Annotated in this window: 17 protein-coding genes, 1 tRNA gene and 2 pseudogenes; 11 read left to right on the top strand and 9 right to left on the bottom strand. The window is 47.4% G+C overall.

What is annotated here, in order from left to right:
* Positions 1–144: 144 nt before the first annotated feature.
* Positions 145–858, bottom strand: coding sequence for a Crp/Fnr family transcriptional regulator (locus NDI48_17070; GenBank protein ID MEP0832885.1), 714 nt, complete (start codon positions 856–858; stop codon positions 145–147).
* A 365-nt stretch (positions 859–1,223) separates the two neighbouring features.
* A pseudogene (locus NDI48_17065) lies at positions 1,224–1,445 on the bottom strand (septal ring lytic transglycosylase RlpA family protein).
* A 2,081-nt stretch (positions 1,446–3,526) separates the two neighbouring features.
* Here NDI48_17065 and NDI48_17060 point away from each other — a divergent pair.
* A complete protein-coding gene (locus NDI48_17060) occupies positions 3,527–3,898 on the top strand; it encodes a hypothetical protein (GenBank protein MEP0832884.1) in 372 nt (123 codons plus the stop codon).
* 133 nt (positions 3,899–4,031) lie between these two features.
* On the opposite strand, the gene NDI48_17055 is transcribed toward NDI48_17060, so the two are convergent.
* Positions 4,032–4,394 carry a four helix bundle protein gene (locus tag NDI48_17055; GenBank protein ID MEP0832883.1) on the bottom strand — a complete coding sequence of 121 codons (363 nt, stop codon included), beginning with the start codon at positions 4,392–4,394 and terminating at the stop codon, positions 4,032–4,034.
* Between the two features lie 310 nt (positions 4,395–4,704).
* Here NDI48_17055 and NDI48_17050 point away from each other — a divergent pair, with 310 nt between their 5' ends.
* From NDI48_17050 to purF, 6 genes and pseudogenes are all read left to right on the top strand, one after another.
* A complete protein-coding gene (locus tag NDI48_17050; GenBank protein MEP0832882.1) occupies positions 4,705–5,076 on the top strand; it encodes a Lin0512 family protein in 372 nt (123 codons plus the stop codon).
* 157 nt (positions 5,077–5,233) lie between these two features.
* A pseudogene (locus NDI48_17045) lies at positions 5,234–6,205 on the top strand (DNA cytosine methyltransferase).
* A gap of 135 nt (positions 6,206–6,340) precedes the next feature.
* Positions 6,341–7,276 carry a hypothetical protein gene (locus NDI48_17040; protein MEP0832881.1) on the top strand — a complete coding sequence of 312 codons (936 nt, stop codon included), beginning with the start codon at positions 6,341–6,343 and terminating at the stop codon, positions 7,274–7,276.
* 41 nt (positions 7,277–7,317) lie between these two features.
* Positions 7,318–8,391 (top strand): dihydroxyacetone kinase subunit DhaK, encoded by a 1,074-nt coding sequence (gene dhaK / locus NDI48_17035; protein ID MEP0832880.1) that lies wholly within the window; start codon positions 7,318–7,320, stop codon positions 8,389–8,391.
* A gap of 146 nt (positions 8,392–8,537) precedes the next feature.
* Positions 8,538–12,338, top strand: a complete 3,801-nt coding sequence (gene purL / locus NDI48_17030; protein ID MEP0832879.1) for a phosphoribosylformylglycinamidine synthase subunit PurL — start codon at positions 8,538–8,540, stop codon at positions 12,336–12,338.
* Positions 12,339–12,521: 183 nt separating this feature from the next.
* The gene (gene purF, locus NDI48_17025; protein MEP0832878.1) at positions 12,522–14,033 is read left to right on the top strand and encodes an amidophosphoribosyltransferase; all 1,512 of its coding nucleotides are present in this window, start codon (positions 12,522–12,524) and stop codon (positions 14,031–14,033) included.
* Between the two features lie 195 nt (positions 14,034–14,228).
* On the opposite strand, the gene NDI48_17020 is transcribed toward purF, so the two are convergent.
* Positions 14,229–14,843: a chorismate lyase gene (locus NDI48_17020; GenBank protein MEP0832877.1), complete on the bottom strand. Its 615-nt coding sequence runs from the start codon at positions 14,841–14,843 to the stop codon at positions 14,229–14,231.
* 113 nt (positions 14,844–14,956) lie between these two features.
* Between NDI48_17020 and NDI48_17015 the strand changes: the two genes are divergently transcribed.
* On the top strand, positions 14,957–15,538 hold the full coding sequence (locus NDI48_17015) for a hypothetical protein (protein ID MEP0832876.1): 582 nt from the start codon (positions 14,957–14,959) through the stop codon (positions 15,536–15,538).
* 11 nt (positions 15,539–15,549) lie between these two features.
* Here the strand turns inward: NDI48_17015 and NDI48_17010 are convergent, their stop codons facing one another.
* On the bottom strand, positions 15,550–16,113 hold the full coding sequence (locus NDI48_17010) for a metal-binding protein (GenBank protein ID MEP0832875.1): 564 nt from the start codon (positions 16,111–16,113) through the stop codon (positions 15,550–15,552).
* A 39-nt stretch (positions 16,114–16,152) separates the two neighbouring features.
* Between NDI48_17010 and NDI48_17005 the strand changes: the two genes are divergently transcribed.
* Both NDI48_17005 and NDI48_17000 read left to right on the top strand, forming a co-directional pair.
* A tRNA-Val gene (locus NDI48_17005) sits at positions 16,153–16,225 on the top strand.
* A gap of 365 nt (positions 16,226–16,590) precedes the next feature.
* The gene (locus NDI48_17000; protein MEP0832874.1) at positions 16,591–16,797 is read left to right on the top strand and encodes a hypothetical protein; all 207 of its coding nucleotides are present in this window, start codon (positions 16,591–16,593) and stop codon (positions 16,795–16,797) included.
* Positions 16,798–17,302: 505 nt separating this feature from the next.
* Here the strand turns inward: NDI48_17000 and cas12k are convergent.
* From cas12k to NDI48_16980, 4 genes are all read right to left on the bottom strand, one after another.
* On the bottom strand, positions 17,303–19,231 hold the full coding sequence (gene cas12k, locus NDI48_16995) for a type V CRISPR-associated protein Cas12k (GenBank protein MEP0832873.1): 1,929 nt from the start codon (positions 19,229–19,231) through the stop codon (positions 17,303–17,305).
* Between the two features lie 137 nt (positions 19,232–19,368).
* Positions 19,369–21,300 carry a DUF262 domain-containing protein gene (locus tag NDI48_16990; GenBank protein ID MEP0832872.1) on the bottom strand — a complete coding sequence of 644 codons (1,932 nt, stop codon included), beginning with the start codon at positions 21,298–21,300 and terminating at the stop codon, positions 19,369–19,371.
* 48 nt (positions 21,301–21,348) lie between these two features.
* On the bottom strand, positions 21,349–21,657 hold the full coding sequence (locus NDI48_16985; GenBank protein MEP0832871.1) for a helix-turn-helix domain-containing protein: 309 nt from the start codon (positions 21,655–21,657) through the stop codon (positions 21,349–21,351).
* Complete coding sequence (locus NDI48_16980) at positions 21,654–22,238, bottom strand: hypothetical protein (protein ID MEP0832870.1); 585 nt, start codon at positions 22,236–22,238, stop codon at positions 21,654–21,656. The genes NDI48_16985 and NDI48_16980 overlap by 4 nt, the downstream gene beginning before the upstream one ends.
* Before the next feature lie 138 nt (positions 22,239–22,376).
* Between NDI48_16980 and NDI48_16975 the strand changes: the two genes are divergently transcribed.
* Positions 22,377–22,838 carry a hypothetical protein gene (locus NDI48_16975; protein MEP0832869.1) on the top strand — a complete coding sequence of 154 codons (462 nt, stop codon included), beginning with the start codon at positions 22,377–22,379 and terminating at the stop codon, positions 22,836–22,838.
* The last annotated feature ends 178 nt before the right edge of the window (positions 22,839–23,016 follow it).

The raw sequence follows: 23,016 nt of genomic DNA, 5'->3' as shown, positions 1-23,016 counted from the left end.
GCTATCACACATCTGATGGCGGGAGTTCGCACTGAAAACTTTGCGGATTCTTATTCATAGATTACATTCGCATAAAGTGCTTCTAGGGTTCCCTAAAAGCCGATACTGTCAAGCAGTTTGTTGTGAGATGGCACACCACAAGCTTCAGCCAAACAAGCGTTCATATTCTGCTTTGACCACCTTGTAACATTCGCAAGCAGATGCTTCCAAGCTCTTCCTATCCACAATCTGGATGCGTCCACGCTGGTAACGAATCAAACCCTTATCCTGAAGTTGACTAGCCGCTTCGCTGACTCCGGCACGCCTGACGCCCAGCATCGTCGCCAGGAACTCCTGCGTGAGGGCAAGTTCCTCTGAACTCACACCGTCACTGCTCATGAGCAACCAGCGGCAGAGTCTTGATCTTATAGGATGAATACGGTTGCAGGCCGCCGTTTGTGAACCAGTAATAATGGTTGTATGTATGTAACGGTGGAGAATTTTTTGCAGCGCTCCACCTTGAGCGAACGCCTTTTTGATAATCTCCGCTTTAATACGCACGGCTTGACCCGGAATTTGCGTCAGCGTTTCCATGGGCGTCGTGCCCGCATCCAAAAGAATTGGCAAACCAGCCATGCCCTCACACCCGATCGCGCCAGCTTCGACCGTTGAGCCATCCTCCATCACCGTCACTAAAGAAAGCAATGAGTTAATCGGGAAATAGATAAACGGGATCGGCTCATTTGGCAATATGATGGACTGCCCATGTGAGAGTGATACCTGCTCCAGATGAGGCTGCAATGCTGTTAGTTCCTCACCGGGTAAGCAGGCAAGCAGGCGGTTTGGCGTGAGCGGATGCGCCTGTTGGTGAGTGGACATCAAATTCCTCCAAAATCTGCCACACTCGCACAGTAGCAAAAAACAACCGATGATATGGTGTCCGGCTGATTAACCTTAATCAAAGCCTGTTTGTCGTGAGTGCTTTAGAGCGCCCATTCCCAGAGAACTCGCATTCCTCGCTCCAAACTCCCGTATCGTGTGGTTCTGTGACGGACATGATATAACACCGCAAAAGCGAAAGGGTCTAAATCTGTATGCAAAACCTAATTACGAATTAGGAAATTTTAACTTCTAGCCCCCACGCTCTATTTATTCTTAGTCAGGTACTCATGAGCTGGGACTGAGGACGGTTGCATAATTACGGCTTCAAAAGGTATGACCCCCACCTTTTCACTATCAATGCAACGAGCCGCCTCCCGTGATAAATCCAGATGTCTGTTAGAGATATAGGGGCCACGATCATTAATCCGGACAATGACAGACGCGCCATTGTTTAGGTTTTTCACCCTCAGATAGGTATCAAACGGCAGAGAGGGATGAGCGGCTGTCAGTTCATGTTGATTATAGGTTTCTCCCGTAGCCGTCAGCCGTCCATGAAAATAAGCACCGTACCAAGAAGCGTTACCCTTAAACGTCCTGGGCGTTTCTACCAAGTTGTACATGTGCTTCTGGGCATCTGCTAGCTTCAAAGACACTTTTCCCAAAGCCATGCGGAGATTGTTCGCCCATTCAATTACCAACAGTTGTGCATTGTGGTTTAAATCGGTTGCTAGGGCATCATCAATTTTAAACAATAGGCGATCGCCGACCTTGAGAGCGGGTTGCCCTTCCCAGACGGTGGGTAGAACAGGTGAAGCATTCAAATAAGGATCAGAGGAGTTAGACAAAAATTGCTTCAGGCGCTCAGCCATCAGTTCTGCTGGCTTCTGGCTGGGAAATTCCGCAATTAAGCGCTCCTTCACCCAAACTTGAAACTTCTCTGGCTCCGGCTTAGAAGGCGCTGCAAACGCTCGATGGGTTAGAAGTTGTGAGTACCGCCAAAAGCCTCGCTTGACACGCTGTCCCTCACCCTGGTGTTTGTCCGCAATCGGTTCCGACGAGTGAGTACTCATAACCACAACCGATGACGCGAACGTTTTGACGGGTTCACGCCGCTGACGCCAAGGCAACAAATTCTGTATAACCTGAAAAATCTGCTGAGGAAATGTTGCTTTTGAACCCTCACGAGGAGACGTTTCCTCCCAGGATGCTGATACAGATGACAGGGGTGTCACTCGCAAGAAGTCGTTTTCTGGCTCTGACTTGGGCTGGCAGAATGTGTTTTGTGGCAAATCGAGTTGGACTGGAGGACGAACGGACGTTTGGGTGGGCTGGGGTCGAAACTGAAAACTGCCTGCACCCGTCTGAAAGGCTAGATTAGGGAAAGTGGCAACCGGAGATTTAGAAGACCAGATTTTTGAGTAAAGGGGTGTCGAAACTAGAGGAGTTGGTAGTTCAGTTGGACTGTTGACCACTGACAAAAGGTTGGCTGGAAAAGCACTGACAAGGTAATCAGGTACTTTGAATAAACCTTGGCTGGAGGTAAGGATATAGCTGACCCAGGAAGTCACCCAAACAAGTCCGAAAAACTGCATGAGCTGTAATATCTTGAGATAAGTATACTCAGACTAATCAACCGTCATACAGTATACAGACAAGCGGGATCAAAAGATCCGTCGCTAGTGTGATCCCAGGACATACATAAATCCGAGGATGCCCTGATTGACTGGGGTTGGAAGACAAAAAAATGCTTCAAATCAATAATTGGTGAGAGGGGCTGGGGTGGTAGCGCAGCTATTAAACCAAGGATAAAAAACTGATTTTTTACGGAGTCGATGTCTTTGGAGTTGAGGCATACAGCGGTAATCAAATAACTGTTTTGACGGATGGGGATCGCGCTCTGGCAAGTCGCTCCAGCGCTTTGCTCACTTGCTTAAGGCTTCAAAGGCCCACTTGAGCAACTCTTAAAGCGATTCATAATGAGCCTATGTTATCCACATTTTTAGTTTTGTGCAAAAAATTCTCCTTGACTAGACATCCCTCTTCAGCAATGCCCTGCCTTCTCCAAAATCTAGATGTTTACAGCACCCGATTAAACAATTAAATATAGTGCAAAATTTTGGCAAACTTAGATTATTTCCTACAATCCAATAAGATGAGATACCGTTAACAAATGTAATCTTAGTAGCCAATTTTTAATCCAAAATATTGATGCCTATGAACATCCATCTGTAGAGATTTTAGTTAGGATTAGATCATTCAATTCAACAAGCTGCTACAGGCATTCGATTGATTATTGTTCGTTCAGTCCAGGCGATGGCATCAAGCGTAGCGCTATCTTGGGTTCTTGCTCCCAGCCGAAGGGTTCTCGACACGAGCCGCCACAGAGCTTCCACAAGAACATTATTCTGCAAAATTTTAGACGCTCTCTCGTCGCTGCTCTTGAGCGGGTGAGACGCGACTATACTCCTATGGGCTTTTTGACATGCACTCAAGGGTATATTTTCCGAAGCGTACGAAGAAGTCATTGCCCTCTAAAGGGCTAGTCTCCCATATTTTTCCAGAAATCTTCCTTTTGTCAGTGGTTTGTTGGGATTAAACTATTTAAACAGAAGAAGTCTTAGACATCCTGATATCAAAAACGATTTCAATTATATTGAGGTGCATAATGTCTCAGGAAATCAGCCAATCAACCTTGCGATTTGTGATTAACAAAATTGAATCTATTTTGGAAGAGTATCCTCAATATCCCTATCAAGTAGCATTTTCGATGCAGGAATTACGTATAAAGCTGATTGCTCAAGTCCTCAAGAATCTGCCCAATCGCGATAGCGTTATCGAGGAAAAAAAATCTTCCGACACTACCCTGGGGTCTATCCATCATTCCTTAGAGAGTCGAGTGCGTCTAGAAACTTTGATTCGTGGCAGTATTTATCATGTACTTCGAGAAAATGCCGACTGGGTTAGCCGTCATCTTCCTCAAGATGTGAGCTTAGAAAAACGCGAAGGAAACGAAAATTGTAACCCCCATATCAATTAATATAAGAACAAATAAGAACTAATTGATAACTCTTAACGGCTAGCTATTTATCTCTTATTAAACGGCTCCATAAAACCCAAATAAACTCAATTTAACTCAATATCTCTGTTCTAAGTCACACCGAATTCAGCCATCAATCAGATCTTATGGATTTTAGGTATGCGTTTAGTTTAAGGGAGAGTTCATCAACGATGGGTTTGAGTTTATGGATTTGTTTTGGTGTTAAGAGATGTCGAGTGTAAGCTCGTCGCAACCAGTATCTTGTTTCATTCAAAGAGCTGAGGGCGAGCCTAAGGTAATGTTGATGCTCTGAAAAATTATGTCGATCAGTACCTTGTGCGATATTGGCACCAATGCTATCTACAGAACGCACTATCTGCTTGCCGATGGTATCTTTAGCGAATTGCTCCCAATTTCCGACGATATTCCAAATTTCGTCAGCGATGCTCTCCGACAGTTTGTAAATTTGCAAGTTTTCAAAATTTGATTTCGCCATGTCCTTCTACTAACAACGGATATCAAGTAGGTTGAGAGTTGTTCTGTTTGAAGTTCTGAAACTACCTATTGGCAATGCTTGCAAAATCCGAAATCTAAAATCCAAAATCCAAAATGACATAATCCCTGACAGGGGGAAGAAATTAGCATGAGCAGCTTTCCCGATTTTTTCAACTACGCCGATCAAATTATCCGAGAATTGGGACACAATCGTGCTGGGGGTCGAGTCACCTAGCTAGCGACTGAAATGAACAGGCAGCGCTCTGTTGTATTAACCTGTGGAAGAGAAAGTGAAAACAAAAGAGGGGGTTGTGGTGCGTAAACGCTTGATTATCGAAATGGGTATGGGAGTCGATCAGCACGGACAGGAAGCGACTGTCGCTGCTGCAAGGGCTGTACGCAATGCGATCGCGCACAATGCCTTGCCCGGTGTTTGGGAAGTTGCGGGTTTAAGCGATCCCGATCAAATGATTGTTGAAGTCCAAATAGCCGTCCCTTATCCGGAACAAGTACGGGAAGCCGAGGTATTGGCTGTGCTCCCTTTTGGGCGCAAAACGCTCACGGTTGAGTTTGGTGGGATGGTGGTTCAGGGTCGAGCCATTCCCTCCCTTAATGATAAAAATGACGAGATGCTGATTGCTGTTGCTGCGGTTACAGTGTGGATTGAGTCCGAGTCAATGTAATTCTGGGCAATTGAGTTGAAACCAGTAAAATGCAACGTGATGCGATCGCCTGTGCAAAGTGATTCAGTTTTATTCAGCGCAGGCTTATATTTTATTGTTCATCGTTAGTCCGATGGGTGCTGACTTATAGTGAGGAACGCACAAAATATAGACTTCGATGAAAACGGCTATCTTCAACCACAGACCTCTCTACTTTGATTTTTTGGAACAAGAACTCCAACTCCCTCTAAGAGAGCCAACGGAACCTTTAGTCATCGATCTGTTTGCCGGTTGTGGAGGGCTAGCGCTGGGTTTTGAAGTAGCTGGCTTTAAAACAGTTGGTTATGAAATGCTAGAGGATGCCTGCGCTACTTATCAGCAAAACTTGCAGGGTACATGTTATCAGTTAACTTTGACACGCAACCCCAATTTGATGGCTGAAGCAGATGTGATCGTTGGAGGCCCCCCATGTCAGCCTTTTAGCGTCAATGGACACCAGTTGGGACTCCAAGATAGTCGCGATGGGTTCCCAATTTTTCTCGACGCCATTGACCGCTATCATCCAAAAATAGCCTTATTTGAGAATGTGCGCGGAATGCTATTTCGCAACAAAGCCTACTTTGAAGAGATTGTTATAGCTCTAAAAGAACTAGGCTATATCGTTGAGTGGAATATTCTTAACGCTGCCCATTATGGCGTACCTCAGCGTAGAGAGCGTCTGTTTTGCGTTGCTCATCAAGGGGGCTGGCAATGGCCAGAAAAAACCCATTTAAACTCACCTTACACCGCTGGTGAAGCACTCGGAGAATTCGCATTTGTTGCACCTCCTAACTCAAAGTTTCTCACTTCCAGCATGGATGAATATGTCAAGAAATATGAGATAGCCTCCAAATGTATCAGACCCAGAGATTTGCACCTTGATGCTCCCTCTAGAACCGTGACTTGCCGCAACCTGAGTGCTCCTACTGGCGATATGCTGCGGATTCGTTTGCCCGATGGACGCAGGCGTAGGCTTACGGTTCGTGAAGGTGCTCGTTTACAGAGTTTTCCCGATTGGTTTGAATTCCAGGGTTCTGAAGACAGCCAGTATAACCAGATTGGCAATGCAGTTCCTCCCATCTTGGCTCATGCTGTAGCTTGTTCTGTCAAAGCATGTTTACAAGCTCATGAGTCGATATCACTTAAAGAACCTTATCTATTAAGTCAACCCATACAACTATCTCTTGAATTCTTCAAAAAGGATTCATCCTACATGCCTGACAACACCAATTCTCTCGCTCTTAAAATGACTAGGAGAACTGAGGAAGCCAAGGCTGTTCTCAGAGATCTAGGTCTACCACCTGCACAGCAAAATGAGAGGTCTGCCCTGACGTTGCTGGCTCTACTTCATCTAAAACCGGATAACCCTTGGTCTGATGCAAGTAACCCTTTACGGGGAATCACTCCCATCATGGAATTCATCGCTAAGTACTACGGGAAACAGTACGCACCCAACACTCGCGAAACTATCCGTCGTCAGACTGTTCATCAGTTCTTAGAAGCTGGTATTCTTGTCGCCAACCCGGACAAGCCTTCAAGACCGCCGAACAGCCCCAAAACTGTTTATCAAGTCGAGGAAAACACGCTGGAGTTACTCCGTGCTTACGAGACAGATACCTGGACTGAGAAACTAAAAATCTACCTAACGTCTGTCGAGACACTACAAGGGCGGTACGCCTTAGAACGGGAGATGGCATGGATTCCTGTAACGGTAGCTTCAGGTAAGACCATCTCATTATCACCAGGTGGGCAGAACATACTGATTGAGCAGATTATCAACGAGTTTTGCCCTCGTTTCACTCCAGGTGGAAAGCTAATTTATGTAGGCGATGCAGCTAATAAGTGGGGCTACTTTGACAGAGAATCACTTGAGGCATTAGGTGTTGCTGTCGATACCCACGGAAAGATGCCCGACGTTGTGGTTCACTATGTTGAGAAGAATTGGCTCGTGCTGATTGAGGCTGTTACCAGTCATGGCTCCGTAGACCCAAAACGCCGGAATGAGCTTGAGATAGTATTCAAGGATTCAACAGCGGGTCTTGTATTTGTCAGCGCCTTCCTTAATCGAATCGACCTGGCGAAATATTTGACCAACATCTCTTGGGAGACCGAAGTTTGGATAGCCCAGTCTCCAACTCACATGATCCACTTTAATGGAGAGCGGTTCTTGGGGCCATACTGACTAAGACTTGGAGTACCGACACAGAAGGCAATGGAGAAACTATGAAAAAACTCATCAACAACCCCGACGATGTAGTACGCGAAAGCCTACAAGGCATGGCAGCCGCCCATTCTAACCTAATCAAAGTCCACCTTGACCCTCACTTCATCTATCGCGCCGACGCACCCATTCAAAACAAAGTCGCCCTTATCTCCGGTGGCGGTAGTGGACACGAACCCATGCACGGCGGTTTTGTTGGCTTCGGCATGTTAGATGCTGCCTGTCCCGGTGAAGTCTTCACCTCTCCCACTCCTGACCAAATGCTAGAAGCTGCCAAGATGGTTAATGGGAATGCTGGTGTCCTCAATATCGTTAAAAACTATAGTGGCGACGTGATGAACTTCGAGATGGCAGCCGAACTAGCTCACTCCGAAGGCATCGAAATATCCAATATTCTGATTGATGATGATATCGCGGTTAAAGATAGCCTCTACACCCAAGGGCGTCGAGGTGTTGGCACAACCGTCCTGGCTGAAAAAATCTGTGGTGCTGCGGCTGAACAGGGATATGACTTGAAGCAACTTACCAACCTTTGCCATAAGGTTAACCTCAACGGACGCAGCATGGGGATAGCACTCACTTCCTGCACCGTACCTGCCAAAGGTAGCCCCACTTTTGAACTGGGGGAAGATGAAATGGAAGCGGGTATCGGTATTCACGGGGAACCGGGACGCCAACGAATGCCTCTCAAGTCAGTCGATGAAATCACCGAGATGCTGGCAGTTTCTATCATCGAAGACATGAACTACTCCCGCACCGTGCGTGAATGGGATGCGGACAAATCACAATGGATAGAGGTTGAACTAACTGACTCACCCTTGCAAAGCGGTGATTCCGTCCTCGCCTTTGTCAACAGTATGGGTGGCACTCCCCTGTCTGAGTTGTACATCGTTTATCGCAAATTAGCAGAAGTCTGCCAAAAGCATAACCTTCAGATTGTGCGAAATTTAATCGGCCCTTACATCACTTCCCTGGAAATGCAAGGATGCTCCATCACCCTGCTGAAGATGGATGAGGAGATGATTAAACTTTGGGATGCACCCGTCAAAACCCCTGCCTTGCGCTGGGGAATGTGATCCCAATGCCAAGAGCGATGATACCGTTACCAACGCTGGAAAAAACAACTCCAAACCCTGCAAAATCTAAAATCTAAAAGGTTTTCTCATCGCAAGTATCCTAAATACCGATAAAATATGGCACTGTCGCCCATTGCAAAGTGTTCATGTCCAGCATCTCCTCTGCTCCCTTCTCTCCCGAAGAAATTGCCGCTGAAGGCTTGAAGCCTGAAGAATACCAAGACATCGTCCAGCGGTTAGGGCGTCATCCCAACAAGGCTGAACTGGGAATGTTTGGCGTGATGTGGTCAGAGCATTGCTGTTACAAGAACTCGCGTCCCTTACTCAAGCAGTTTCCCACAGAAGGCGATCGCATTTTAGTCGGCCCCGGAGAAAACGCCGGAGTCGTAGACTTAGGAGACGGGTTAAGACTGGCGTTTAAAATCGAATCCCACAATCACCCCTCCGCCGTTGAACCCTTTCAAGGTGCAGCAACGGGAGTAGGCGGCATCCTACGGGATATTTTTACCATGGGGGCGCGTCCCATTGCCGTACTCAACTCCCTGCGCTTCGGTTCCCTGGACGATGCCAGGACGCGAAGGCTATTCAGTGGTGTCGTAGAAGGAATCTCCCACTATGGCAACTGCTTAATCCCCAGTGAAACCTTTATCTGGCGGGACGACAAAGGCGTACATTTCGATACAATCGGCAATTTTGTTGAATCGCGTTTGCCCTCAACTCAGACTACAGTCGAATTAGAGCCTTCTGCCTCAGTTGAAACACTTTCCTTGGATGCCGACACACAGCAAAGTTGTTGGCAACCTGTGCGCCGTCTGTTCAAACGACGCGCCACAACCCTGATAACCATTCGTACAGCCCTTGGTCGAACTCTCACCGTCACACCCGACCATCCCATGTTGCTCCTGGAAGATGGGGAATGGCGCACCCGCGAATCGCAATCCCTTCTAGTTGGCGACCAGATTCCCATACTCATCAATATGCCCTACCCGCAGGTAGAGCAACAACAGAGTGATGCTCCATCTCTGGATTTGCTGACTACTCTAGGTGAACAGCATAAGGGCGATAAAAATGTTTATGTAAACCTACCACCAAGCTGGGAACCTACAGAGGAACTACGCGCAGCTTTACAGAAACTCGAACCTTCTGCCTGTAATCGCCACAGATACCTGAAAAAAGGGACATTACCTCTCTCACATTTTCTCAGCCTAGAGCCATTGCTGAATGTGTCGCGAAGCGATATCTGTCTCTTCCGACGTGGCAAAGCCAACCACATGTTCGCCGTTATCCAGCCCGATGAGGTATTTGCACGCTTACTTGGTTACTATCTCTCCGAAGGATGTGTTTCTCAAAATAGCAATACCTATAAAATCATTTTCACGTTTGCTCTTCATGAGGACGAGTACGTCAATGACGTGGTATTTGGACTGAAAAATCTTGGGCTGCGACCCTGCATCGAAAAACGTGATTCCACTATTGCTGTTTATGCAACTTCATGGCTGTTTGGCTACCTTTTGAAAGAGGTTTGGAAGTGCGGTACCGGAGCAATCGATAAAGCTTTTCCCGCTTTTGTGTTCCAATGGCCTCGCTATTTACAGCGTGAAGCCCTTAAAGGTTTGTTGCGAGGTGATGGCTCGTTAACCACGAAAACTCATGGTAATCATGCCAAAATCGCATTTGGAACAACAAGCCGCAAACTATTTGAGCAAGCTGTGATACTGCTTCAGAGTCAGGGAGCAATCCCTTATATCTATCAGCGACCAGCCTGTGAGGGACAAATCCAAGGTCGTATGCATGTGCGTAAGCCATTATGGAGTTTGGAAGTTGGCAATGTTAGTGGATTAACAGCATTAGCCAATGTGTTTGGCGAAGAACGCAATGAGCAGTTAGCGACAGCCTTAGAACGCTATAACGGGACACAACATTCATTTCCCCGTTATCAAGTTTCCAATGAAATAGCCTTTGTAAAGATTAAAAGTTTAGCAGTCAATAGTGTTGATGAATGCGATGTCTACGATGTTGAGGTAGACAATACCCATCTTTTTGCCACCACTTCTGGCATCGTGACGCATAATTGCGTCGGGGTTCCCACCGTCGGCGGCGAAGTCTACTTTGACCCCGCTTATAGCGATAATCCCCTCGTGAATGTCATGGCACTGGGATTGATGGAAACCCCAGAAATCGTCAAATCCGGGGCGGCGGGTATCGGTAATCCAGTCTTATACGTCGGTTCTACCACGGGTAGAGATGGCATGGGTGGGGCGAGTTTTGCCAGTGCGGAACTCAGCGAACAATCCATGGATGACCGCCCTGCGGTGCAAGTGGGTGACCCATTTCTGGAAAAATCTTTAATTGAAGCGTGTCTAGAAGCCTTTAAAACCGGGGCTGTCGTTGCCGCCCAAGATATGGGTGCAGCTGGAATTACCTGTTCTACCTCAGAGATGGCAGCAAAAGGCGGTGTAGGAATTGAGCTGGATTTAGACCTGATTCCAGTGCGGGAAAGCGGTATGGTTCCCTATGAATATCTCCTTTCCGAATCCCAGGAACGGATGTTATTTGTTGCTCACAAAGGACGGGAACAAGAGTTAATTGATATTTTCCATCGCTGGGGGCTACAGGCTGTAGTAGCAGGTACGGTTATTGAAGAGCCAATTGTGCGAATTTTGTTCCAAGGCGGAGTGGCAGCGGAAATCCCAGCCACAGCATTAGCCGATAATACGCCCATTTATCACCGAGAACTTTTAGCTGAACCGCCGGAATATGCCCGTCAAGCTTGGGAGTGGACAGCCAACTCTCTCCCTGCTTGCACCACTGAGGGAATTGACATCCAAGGGAACCGTAAAACTTGGAGTGATCTCCTCCTGCAACTTCTGGATACTCCCACGATTGCTTCTAAACGCTGGGTTTATCGCCAGTACGACCATCAAGTGCAAAACAATACTGTGATGTTGCCCGGTGGTGCTGATGCGGCTGTTGTCAGGTTGCGTCCAGTGGAAGAAGGCATTCTCAATCCAAAATCAGCCGTTGCAGCAACGGTAGATTGCAATTCTCGTTATGTCTATCTTGACCCCTATGAAGGGGCTAAAGCCGTTGTTGCCGAAGCGGCGCGGAACCTTAGCTGTGTGGGTGCGGAACCCTTAGCGGTTACCGATAACCTGAATTTTGGCAGTCCCGAAAAGCCGATCGGATATTGGCAGTTGGCGTCGGCATGTCAGGGGATTGCAGAGGCTTGTCGAATCATGGAAACGCCTGTGACTGGGGGTAATGTCTCTCTTTATAACGAAACATTGGATGCCACTGGCACACCTCAGCCTATCTACCCAACGCCAGTGATTGGGATGGTGGGGTTGATTCCTGATATGACTCGCATTTGCACTCAAGGTTGGCAAGCTGAAGGAGATTTAATTTATCTTTTGGGATTGCCACTGACTGATTCTACGCCTTACCTCGGTTTAGGGGGTTCTGAATACCTCGCCAGTATTCATGGCGTTGTTGCGGGTAAACCGCCTGTCGTGGATTTTGATTTGGAACGGCGCGTCCAAGCTGCAACACGGGAAGGGATTCGTCAAGGCTGGGTGCGTTCTGCCCATGATTGTGCGGAAGGCGGAATTGCGGTTGCCCTCGCTGAATCTTGTATTGCTGGTCAATTGGGTGCCCAAATTAACTTGGGGCTAACGGATGTAGAGAGGCGTTGGGATGAGGTACTTTTTGGTGAGAGTGCCAGTCGCATTCTCGTATCGGTCAAGCCTGAACACCAAGCTATGTGGGAATCTTACCTGAAGGATCAATGGGGCGAGCAGACTCAACATTGGCAAAATCTAGGTTTTGTCAAGAGCCAAAATGCTGGATTAAAACTGTTAATTGATGACAATCAGCCGATAATCGACGTTACGATGATAGAAATGAGCGAAGGCTTTTCAAACGCTCTTGAACGACGTTTGAATGTATAGCTGGGCGGTAAACGCCTGTGTAAAACAGATCAAAGGCTTTAATAGCAACACATTCAGTCCACCCAGCGACTGTTATTGGTGCTATTGTTAAAGAGTTGTTAACCCACCTTAACAATTACGACGCTTTTTTGCTTCGCTCTAAGTCTCACTGACGTTCTGCCGCTATCAGGAACCTATCTTAGTATGATGCATCACGAACCCCTTTCTTCTCAGCAGCATCCGGCTCAATCTGAGGATAGCTATGCACAGCGACCCGATAAACCGGAGGAAGCTTGTGGAGTCTTTGGCATCTACGCACCGGGGGAAGATGTCGCTAAATTAACTTACTTTGGTCTTTATGCGCTACAGCACCGGGGTCAAGAATCAGCAGGGATTGCGGTGTTTCAGGGAGACCGGGTGCATCTATACAAGAATATGGGGCTAGTGTCCCAGGTTTTTAACGAGTCAATCTTAGCCGAGCTGCCAGGGGACATGGCTGTAGGCCATACTCGTTACTCTACCACAGGTTCTAGTCGTATTGCCAATGCTCAGCCTGCTCTGGTGGAAACTCGCTTAGGGAAACTGGCTCTAGCCCACAATGGCAACTTGGTGAATACAGGAGAGCTACGCGAACATTTGCTCCAGCGTAATTGTAATTTTACGACAACAACGGATTCTGAGATGATTGCGATCGCGATCGGCTCAGAAGTCGATAGCGGCAAAGAATGGTTGGAAGCAGCCCTCAGTGCCTTTGGTCACTGTTCAGGCGCTTATAGTTTAGTGATTGGCACCCCAGTTGGGTTGATGGGCGTGCGCGACCCCAATGGCATCCGCCCTCTCGTCATTGGTACTGTAGGCAGTCATCCTCAGCGCTACGTGCTGGCATCAGAAACCTGTGGTTTAGATATTATCGGTGCTGAATACCTGCGGGACGTTGAACCAGGGGAATTGGTTTGGATTACCGAAGAAGGGATGGCATCCTTTCACTGGAGTCCCAAGCCAGAGCGCAAGCTTTGCATTTTTGAAATGATATACTTTGCCAGACCCGATAGCATCATGACGGATGAAACGCTGTATAGCTATCGCTTAAAGCTAGGGCGTCAGTTGGCAAAAGAGTCATTAGTAGATGCTGATATCGTCATTGGTGTACCCGACTCCGGTATTCCTGCCGCGATTGGATTTTCCCAAGAATCCGGCATTCTCTACGCGGAAGGATTGATTAAAAATCGCTATGTGGGTCGCACCTTCATCCAACCGACTCAATCCATGCGGGAATCGGGCATTCGGATGAAGCTCAACCCCCTGAAAGATGTCTTATTGGGGAAACGTGTCGTGATTGTCGATGACTCGATTGTGCGGGGAACGACCAGCCGCAAAATTGTTAAAGCGCTGCGTGATGCAGGTGCGACTGAAGTTCATATGCGAATTTCTTCACCGCCAGTGACTCACCCCTGTTTCTATGGCATTGATACAGATAGCCAAGACCAATTAATTGCGGCAACAAAGTCAGTAGAAGACATTGCCATGCAAATCGGTGTAGATAGTTTGGCTTATCTGAGTTGGAAGGGAATGCTGGAATCCACAGGGGAAGACCCCAACAGTTTTTGCAGTGCCTGTTTCACAGGTGATTACCCAATTGCAATTCCAGAGATGGTTAAGCGTTCCAAGCTCATCTTGGAAAAAATTGAAAAAGCCGAAAAAGTAGTGACTGTCTAATATCATGTCCGCTTGGATGCCCATCATTAGGACTGACGCAAAGATGCAGAGAAGAGAGAATTTTTTGTGGGTAATTAGCCGGACTTGATATCAAAGTTTCTACTCGCTCATCGGTCAAAGCCATCCTAGAGTAGGGATTACACCTACTCTAGGATGATTGAGAGCAAAATTAATTGCCAAGCTGGCTGGACTCAATTAAAGCTCGGCTTCTATATTAAGATGCGTCTCTCCTAAGTATTTTTTCAAATAAGGTGAAAACACCTCATAAATGAGCGTGAGAGGTTGCCCATGATGCCAAAATAGGTAGTGGCGACCCCAGAACGGCCCTTTCTCCCCAAACGCTAACTCTAACGCCTCTGAGTGACCGTAATAAATTCCCTGAATATCCCGATAGAGTTCACTGCGTAAGCGAGAAAGGCTAGCCCAAATCGGTATATTGCGATTTTGTAAATATTCATCGACATGGTTCGCATCCCACCAAGAAGCAGCATAGGCTAGTCGCTGACCCGAAGCCGTGCGTAACCAAACCTGCCGTCTTAATCTTGGCGCGGGTACGGCTTGAATATGCTTTGGTGCCCCATCATCTGCCATACCAATCAGGGACATATCAATCACATCGACTTCCGTCGGCTCCGTTGTGAGGAGTTGCAGATGGCGAGTGGGAGAGCCATCTCCTAACAGCAATATCTGCCAAGCAGGTGCTAGCTGACTATGGGGTAATCCTTGCTGAACGGTTTCTTCGCCTCCCTGCCAGAGGGGTTCGAGAGCGTGCCAGGTTGTTGATACACTGGCGCTGTTGGTGGGTTTCAAGGTTGCAGTCAAGGTGCTTTACAAAACTTAACTTCTACATCCATAATGATAGCGCCCTTAGCCTATTGCTCCCGCTCATCTGGGCAACTCACCCAACCTCGTATCTTCCCAAAATGGACTCCGCATTAGACCCAGCGATTGAGTTTTTAACAACCCCATCTGCAATAGCCCCGGCACCAGAGGCGGTGGTTGAAGCACTGCTCATGGCAGAAAAAGCGGCTAAACACAGCAAAGTGCGCTATACCTATCCACAATTGCTCGGTAGCTGGCGATTAGGGTTTATCACAGGGACGAAGAAATCACGCCAACGAGCAGGGATTATTCTAGGTGCTGGACGGTTTTTACCCAAGTGGGTCAAGATTCATCTATCCTACTCCCCATCGGACTCCTCTCAAGAGCGAGGCCGGGTGCAAAATTCCGTTGAACTCGGACTGTTGCAATTCATTCTTACTGGCCCTACCCAGTTCTGGTCAAAAACTAATATACTTGCGTTCGACTTTACCCGGATGCGAGTGTCATTATCGGGACTGAAGCTATATGAGGGCTATATTCGTGGGGGTGAAGAACGGGAAACCCGCTTTTATGAACAAAGTGTCAAAGAGCAGGCATTTTTCACCTACTTCCTGGTGCAGAACCAATGCATAGCCGCGAGGGGGCGGGGCGGTGGATTAGCGTTGTGGACAAGGGTTAATTAAGTCTTTTACCTTCATTTCTGGGAAGTACGCCGGGACGGGGTGCGCTTGCGTGTCGTCGATTTGCGCTTGGGCTTCCGTTGAGAACGCTTGAGGGCAGTGCTAGTCCAATCACTGACAGAATGAATCATCGCTCCGAGTTCCAAACCCACAAACAGGGCAATCCATTCGGCTTGGTAATTGATCAGCAATTGCTTGATATCTTGACCAAACTGCTGCCAACTCCAAGGCACGTCTCGGAATAACTGGACGACGCCCAAAATCAGTATCCCCACCAAGGCTGTCCATGTAGCCAGATAAAGCATCCTGAGAGTAGTGCCGATGAGAGGGCCATGAGAAAAGATTGAGCGATGGCGCATCGCTTTTTGGTAGGGTATCCAAATCCACCGCAGCCACCCCCAGCGCTTGAAGGGTAAGGATTTCAGGTCTAAGTCAGGACTGAGCATCAGCCCACTAAAGAGGAACCCTCCGGAAACGATTAAGGCCAGATTGCCACTCTGTGTCGAGGCTAGGGTCAAACCGGTGACGACGGGTAAGCTCCACAAAGTTATGCGATCATGTATTTGACCGGAGGGCATATGTTATTATCATTTTTGTGTTAACCTAATTATGTTATCGGGCGGTTAGCTCAGTTGGTAGAGCGCCTGCCTTACAAGCAGGATGTCACTGGTTCGAGTCCAGTACTGCCCATGTCGTATGTTGTACATTCGCAGATTAAATGTCGCGATTCGCAAATTAGTGTCGTTTTTAGTAAATCCATGCCAAAAATCGCAAATTAATGTCGCTTGTTCTCTGTAATTAACTATTCGCAAATTAACGTCGCTGTTTGTGGAGAATAAACTCAGATTTTTACTTAAAGTAAATAATATTCGGTTTTTGAGTTGTAAGGCAGGCGCTCCTTTCAACCCTCCCTTGTTAAAATTGCGGTACTTCGTATTGTAGTTTCCTATGCTTTTCAACCTACCCTGTTGCGGGAGGGTTGATGAAACTAAGAATAAGCCAATGGTTCAGAAAGACAGAGACGACTTTCAACCCACCCCAAGGCGGGAGGGTTGATGAAACTGATAGCCTTGCTCGATCCGAGGCTTTCCATATTTCTTTCAACCCACCCCAAGGCGGGAGGGTTGATGAAACTAAAAAGTCCGAGCTTCCTCCTGTTCTTCAATTGCCTTTCAACCCACCCCAAGGCGGGAGGGTTGATGAAACCGCGCCCGCTGAAACCCTTGTCCAAACAAGCTGACAAATACATTTTTGTCGGCTGATTTTAAATTGGTCATTTCAGCTCTTGCCCAAGGAGAAAGATTAGTGATATGAACGTCTAAAATCAAGACGGGACAAGAGTTTTGAACGACTGACGGCTACTGGGAGATTTTGACCCCGCTTTGAGCCATCAAAAAAATATTAGGGAGGGCTCCCCCGAAGGGGACGAGTTCGGAGCCACCACTGTGGTAATCCACACCCTTGTTAACAAGGGCTAAGGCTTTGGGAAAATTTACCTTCTCCCTCAGCCCGACCACATTTCGCTGAGAGCGCACCTTTCCCGTATACTTAATACTTCAGTATTCAGACACGGGAACTTTTCCACCTATGAAGAAGGTATTCATAGGGCAGCATCACGGGCCGGACAGCTCCAGGGTTCAGAAAGTAGGACTGCCTTGCGAGCAGTCAAACAAACCCTAACTTAGCGCTGTACAGAGGCAATAAGCATGTACAAGCGGCGCTGTTAATTCATTATATTTGTATTGTCAAGGTTCAGAATAGCTTGGCCTAGCTAGCGGATACTTTACGGTTTTTATAAGCAGCTAGGACTAAATTCTTTGCTTTCTCTTGAGGAGTGTCCCCATGCGGTTGGTGTACTTGTTCTGTGGCAATTCCAGCTCTTTCGGCTTTAACCTGAATACACTGGGCTAACCTGTTGTAACTCCAACGGTGAATGCTGGCACGATAATTCTTGGCGTAGCCATTTTGAAGCTTTTGATTGCCAGGAAATCTTTGTTCAGCTCTGGCTCGCACTTCACTCTCAGTCGCTTCCTCTATATTTCTCAAGTCAGGTAGGACAATACTGCTAGCTCGATACTGTGAAGCCACTTCCACAATCGCTTTTGCCAGCAGCCTATCTACATACTCCCCTTGTTTCGATTCTCCAAAGTTACAAGGAGCACCATTTTTTTGAGCGTTGTGGCGTTCGTGGCTGTTGAGGCGTTCCTGCTCTCGCCTACGTTTGAGTTGCTCATACTGAGTCTTTTTCTTGTTAGTTTTCCCCTCCTTGATGGGCTTGCTCAGTAATTGCTTAACATCGCGGTATACCAGAACTTCGCCAGTCTCGACGTTGACCACCGCAACCGTTGCTGGTTTGGTTCGTCCGAAGCTTACCCCAATGACAATTGAGGGATTGCCCTTGTAGCCTGCTTGACTGGGGCGGGAGAAGCCCTCAAAGGTGTTGAGTAGCTTTAGAGAAGTTTCATGGGCTGTCAGCTTGTTACTCTGACTGCCTTTTGCTTTCATGCTGTCGATGATTTTTTGCGTTTTCGCAATTTTGTCGGCACGTACCTCCTCTGTTCCCTCCGCCGTCCACAAACGAGTGTTAACAGAGCAGTGAAGCAACAGCCGATGCACTTGCCAAGGTTCGCCCTCACCTTCACGTTCTTGCCAAACTAGTCGAGCAGAACGTAAAGTCAGCAATCCAGCAGGAACCTGTTCTTTGTGCTGTGTAAAAATTTTGTAGTCTTGAGCAAGGCGTTCAAACCAATGTAGTTGGCGCTGGTCGCAGAAGACCTCAAAGCTATGCTGGCTAATGCCTTTGCCATTGAAGCTAACGCAGATGCGCCCCTGTTCATTTCTCGACCATCGCAAGTCGGTGCTGGTTTCGTAGGATATCGAGAAAGGAACTGAACTTTGTTTTCTGGTAAGGCTGGCTTGCACTTCTCTCAATTTTTCGTCATCGAGGATTAGTTCCTGCGCTTGTTCCAGGGCTTCCAGCCACTCTTGGTCAGATAGATTTCTTCCCTTGGGAAGACGGCTCTTGAGCTGTTCGCCGAGGCGTTCGATTTGAATTTCCTTCTTGCGCCGCCGCAGTTGATAAGCTTCAGGGTCTTCTTCTACTTTGCTAACGTTGCAGTTATTTTTCAATAAATAGGCGATCGCACAGCGTTCCTGGGGGGCTTTTGCTTTGTCGTAGGCTTGGAAGAGGCTGTTGAATAAGGCTTTTGAATTATCCTTGGGAGCTGGGTCTGGTTTTTCTTCTTGATTGCGCTCTAACTCAGCCTTTTTCTGGGTGAGGATTTTCGTGGCTTGAGCACGTAGCGTTTCTAAACTACAACCGCTTTCTTGTTCTAGTTCCAAATCGCTTCTAAGCATAGAGAGCCAATGTTGTTTTCTCTGGAGACGAAACCTCCGTTTTTCCTGTAGAGCAAACCAGGATTTGTAAATGTATTTGACTAAGTTCTCAGCAGCGTTAGCGAAACGACCTGGCATATCCTGGAAGCGAGATTCAGCTCTGAGATTTTTGCAGAGTCCTTGGATGACTTGGGCTGTGATGTTTCCTTCTTGCAACCAGTTATCTAAATCAGGGTGAGTATTAATCTGCTGTAGCAGTTCATTGACCAAAAGTGTATTTTTCTCCACCATTAGCCTCCAGAGATGACCCAGGGAGTCTTCAGTCGCTTTGAGGTGGCATTGAAATGTAATGATGCTCATGACTTGGGAAAACTAAGAGAGTAAAATTTGAAAATCTCAATTAAAACAGATGTACTACATAACCCCAGACAAAAACAGTTGTTCTAAATACAGTCCGGCGATTGCCTCTGGCACCGCCCTTTGGGCGATCGCCGCTTTTACATGAGAGCTTGATTAGGGATAAATCTCTTTAGATGGAACCCGTTCCCGTTCCCATTTCCATTTTCCTGCAACAACTTTCTAACTAAACTCTTACCCATCGCCCTATTAATTCTTGCTACCAACGCCTGGGTTCTTGCTTCAAAAAATGCCTCAAAATCATTGCTGTGCAAAGTTGTCGGCTCAATTAGGTGCGATCGCAAAATCTCATCAATCCTCTGTCTTGACATCCCCTGTTCTTCTAACTTTGCCAGATACTTGGATGGGGCTTTTCCCCCTAAAAACTTATTCGTCTTCGCCGTTAGGGGTGTTTTGTTGACAATGCTGTTATAACGTGAGCGAGGGATACCTTGTTGCTTGCACCACTGTTGAGGGAAGATGTGGTGGTTCTCAATCTTCTCGTCGAAGTAACGAGCCGCCGTAATGGGTTCACCACTGACAAAATCTAATGCCCCATCACGTCTGAGTAAAGCAGCGATCGCTCTGTAAGTCGCCCCTTGAGAATTCACTAAACTCTGCAACCGTTCTGCTGATAAATGTGCTTCTTTTACTGTTGATGGCACTTCGCCACCATTAAGCCATTGAGGGACTTCGAGCAAATCCTTCCCGGCAGTCGCTTCCCGCGAACGCGAATAAATCCCCGATGCTGCCCCACAGTAAAACCATTGTTGTAAGTGTTGCCGCACCCAGTCCAGTTTCATTCCCTCTCCTAAAATCGCAAATAAAGGAGCCATAACCACAAGCTGCATGGGATAAGGAAGATCGTTAGCATCGAAGATGGCTTGAGTATGGAGAAAACGAGCCACTTCCTCAAAGGCAGCACTGATCGGTTCCATCCAGTGCTGATATTGCGCCAACTCTAAACCCAGCACATCCTGACGATTACAGGCTACTCCCGGTAGCCGTTCAGGATGACAACCCTGCTGCTGAGCTTGCACTCGTCGCGCATAGTTGCCCATCAACGCGATCGCCTGCAAGAAATCCGTTGGCTTTAACAGGCGCAAAACTCGATGAGAACTAAAGCGTTTCTCTATAGCTATCCAGTCTGAGCGCAAATCAAAATCAGTAGCAGCAAAGGAGGAGGTTAACAAGTCAAATTGTGTCAGTTCGCATTGTCGTTTGTTGTTTTCCTCGAAAATGTAACAAACAGCTTCTTTAGGCAGTTCAGCTCTCAAGACGAACAATCCCATCTGATAATGCTCGAATTTTTTGATAACGGTTGCTTCAAACTCATCAATCAAGGCTAATCTTTGGGGGTCGTAATGCCAGTATTTGCAGTATTGAGAGCGCCACTGGGGGAAATTAAAGACCTGGGAAATGGGAAATAAACCGAGTTCAAATTCTTTTTTCGGTGCCGAACAGTCAATTACAGGTTGTCCAGGTCGGTAGAGCTTTTTATCAACCGTTAAGCCCCAGATGGCATCGCGGCGATCGGTGTGGGGGTAGTCGAGAGCTTGGGCAATGTCGATGTAGTACCAACGTTGCTCCGGTGGGTAGCGTTTGCCTCGGTCAATCCGCACGGGTTGGTCGGATAGCAGGGACATGAACAGACTGGTGAGGCGTTGCTGTCCGTCAAGAATCAAAGCTGTCGGCACGGGAGGATGAGCGAGGTTCAAACTTTCGACAAGGCGGGGCTTGAATTTGACATCCGGGTTGCCTTGCTGAAGGAGCATTACCGCTCCCACTGGGAAACCAAGGGAGACGCTAGCAATCACCCGTTCGATGCGCTCTTCGTCCCAGCACCAAGAACGTTGAAAGTCCACGAGCTGTATTTTGCCCTGTTGGATGTCCCGTAGCAAGTCGAGCAGGGGTTCTTTGGTGATGTCGAAGGTGGAAATAGAGGTCATGTCCTTGTTCGTACTAGAGGTCGGCAGCAGCAACGGAATACTTCTAACCACCCTAAAACGTTCTTCTGTGGACAAGTTAGGCATGAATTGAATTCCTCCCAATCTGATAGGTTTTTGTTAATTTTGTTTAAATTAGCCTTGACTATTGGACACAGGGCATAAGAGAGCTTTTAATCTGTCGGGAATTTCTTCAAAATGCTCGATAAATAAATCTGCGAGTGCTAAGTAGCGCAAGTGGTATCGAGTCGGTGGCGAAAAGTTACTTCCTCGCTCAAACCAGCGTTGGACTGTGGCGAGGGAGCATTGACAGATAGCTGCCATTTGCGATCGCGTAACGTTCCACTTGGCTTCAAAGGTACGGGGAGACATCCCTAACTGGCAGTTGGCGTAGAGACGAATTAACTCTAGTTCTTGTTGTCCGAGGGGACGAGGAGATGTCATGAGTTTGTTTCCAATGGCAAAGGTTCGAGATGTTCTTCCCAACAGGTATCCGCTACACAGAATTGAGTGCTGGGAGATTCGGGAGTGAGAAAAATTAGATATTTCCACGCCCATTGGTAGCGATGAGGATCAAAGGCGTAAAACCGCCCAATGACGATGCCCCTGTCGGTTTCGTCTGTATCAGATAGCGGCTTCCACTGGATGTGATCGCCATACAAAAACTGGGGCGTTTCTGCACTATCCGGGAAATTCTCTGGCAGGCTAACACCCGAAACTGAAGGATGGAAACTCAGCGAGGGTAAGCCAGAAATTGAACTATCTAACTGGAAAGCTTTCAGGAGATTGGAGAGTTGTTGGCGATTCAGGTTGTTAGTGAGTTGGCGGATGAGTAAGGCGGTGAGTGAGTCGAGTTCTCCTTGGCTGAGTGGGTTTGTTTTGCTAAGAGATGTTAAGCGTTCTGCACCAAGTGCAGTGCCTACGGCATCGCGCAATTCCAACACGCCAAAGTCTTGTAAGGCTTGCAGGTAGGCTGGGTCTGGTTGAGTTTGGGGGAAGCGCTGTTGCTGTTCGGTTGGCTTCATCGAGATTTTTTTTAGAAGTAACTTAATTTTAGGCACATAGTCACAAAAATGCAATATGAGTGACTATGTGCCTATTTTGCCTAGCGCTGATACAATCCAGAGATAATTAAGCACAAGGTTATTTGTGCTTAACAAGGATTGGCTGAAGATAAATACGTTTCTGTAAGGCTTTACTTACCAGACCAAGAATTTAAGCGGCGTTTTCAGGCGGCTTGCGCGATGCATGGGCGCAAGATGAGTGATGTGGCAGTGGAGCTGATTGATGCGTGGCTAGGTGAAAATGAATCGCTAGAGCAGTTGCGACAAACGGAGACTGCTCGCCGCACTGATGTGGTGAGTGGCGTACCAACGATCGCATCTCTGATTGAGGAAACGCTGAGTAACCGTGACTGGGCGCTTGGGAAACTTGCGGCTGATGTTGAAATGCCTGTGGAACGGATTAATGAGTTGCTAGAAGGCGATCGCGCTTCAGATGTAGAACTCCAAAAACTCGCACAACGGTTGGTTAAACCGGATGGTGAAGCGTGGGAGGAGGGGGAACTGGTGGATATTCGACTGGCTGAGGATTTGAAGCGGAGACGACAGCAGAGGCGATATTGATTTAGCTTTATTAATTTATTTGATTGACTTGATAAAGCCAAATAGCTTTAGTTATATCTTCGTCTATATAAATCGTTTAACAAGAGGCAGTGACTTCCTTACTTACATCTCAAACATTGGGTCATCCTCAAGTCTGTATCGCTGTACTTGATGGACTAGTTGATTTGAAACATCCCTG

Source organism: Microcoleus sp. AS-A8, from assembly GCA_039962225.1.
Taxonomy (GTDB): Bacteria; Cyanobacteriota; Cyanobacteriia; order Cyanobacteriales; family Coleofasciculaceae; genus Allocoleopsis.
Note: the sequence above shows the minus strand (reverse complement) of the source record. Positions and strands in the feature narration are given on the sequence as shown.

What these genes read in the sequence shown, in the direction of transcription:
- dhaK (MEP0832880.1), top strand. Translation starts at nt 7,318, where the DNA reads ATGAAAAAACTCATCAACAACCCCGACGATGTAGTACGCGAAAGCCTA.
- purL (MEP0832879.1), top strand. Translation starts at nt 8,538, where the DNA reads ATGTCCAGCATCTCCTCTGCTCCCTTCTCTCCCGAAGAAATTGCCGCT.
- NDI48_16980 (MEP0832870.1), bottom strand. Translation starts at nt 22,238, where the DNA reads ATGAAGCCAACCGAACAGCAACAGCGCTTCCCCCAAACTCAACCAGAC.
- NDI48_16990 (MEP0832872.1), bottom strand. Translation starts at nt 21,300, where the DNA reads ATGCCTAACTTGTCCACAGAAGAACGTTTTAGGGTGGTTAGAAGTATT.
- NDI48_17040 (MEP0832881.1), top strand. Translation starts at nt 6,341, where the DNA reads ATGACTAGGAGAACTGAGGAAGCCAAGGCTGTTCTCAGAGATCTAGGT.
- NDI48_17070 (MEP0832885.1), bottom strand. Translation starts at nt 858, where the DNA reads ATGTCCACTCACCAACAGGCGCATCCGCTCACGCCAAACCGCCTGCTT.
- purF (MEP0832878.1), top strand. Translation starts at nt 12,522, where the DNA reads ATGATGCATCACGAACCCCTTTCTTCTCAGCAGCATCCGGCTCAATCT.
- NDI48_17055 (MEP0832883.1), bottom strand. Translation starts at nt 4,394, where the DNA reads ATGGCGAAATCAAATTTTGAAAACTTGCAAATTTACAAACTGTCGGAG.
- NDI48_17000 (MEP0832874.1), top strand. Translation starts at nt 16,591, where the DNA reads ATGAAACTGATAGCCTTGCTCGATCCGAGGCTTTCCATATTTCTTTCA.
- NDI48_17060 (MEP0832884.1), top strand. Translation starts at nt 3,527, where the DNA reads ATGTCTCAGGAAATCAGCCAATCAACCTTGCGATTTGTGATTAACAAA.
- cas12k (MEP0832873.1), bottom strand. Translation starts at nt 19,231, where the DNA reads ATGAGCATCATTACATTTCAATGCCACCTCAAAGCGACTGAAGACTCC.
- NDI48_17010 (MEP0832875.1), bottom strand. Translation starts at nt 16,113, where the DNA reads ATGCCCTCCGGTCAAATACATGATCGCATAACTTTGTGGAGCTTACCC.
- NDI48_17015 (MEP0832876.1), top strand. Translation starts at nt 14,957, where the DNA reads ATGGACTCCGCATTAGACCCAGCGATTGAGTTTTTAACAACCCCATCT.
- NDI48_16985 (MEP0832871.1), bottom strand. Translation starts at nt 21,657, where the DNA reads ATGACATCTCCTCGTCCCCTCGGACAACAAGAACTAGAGTTAATTCGT.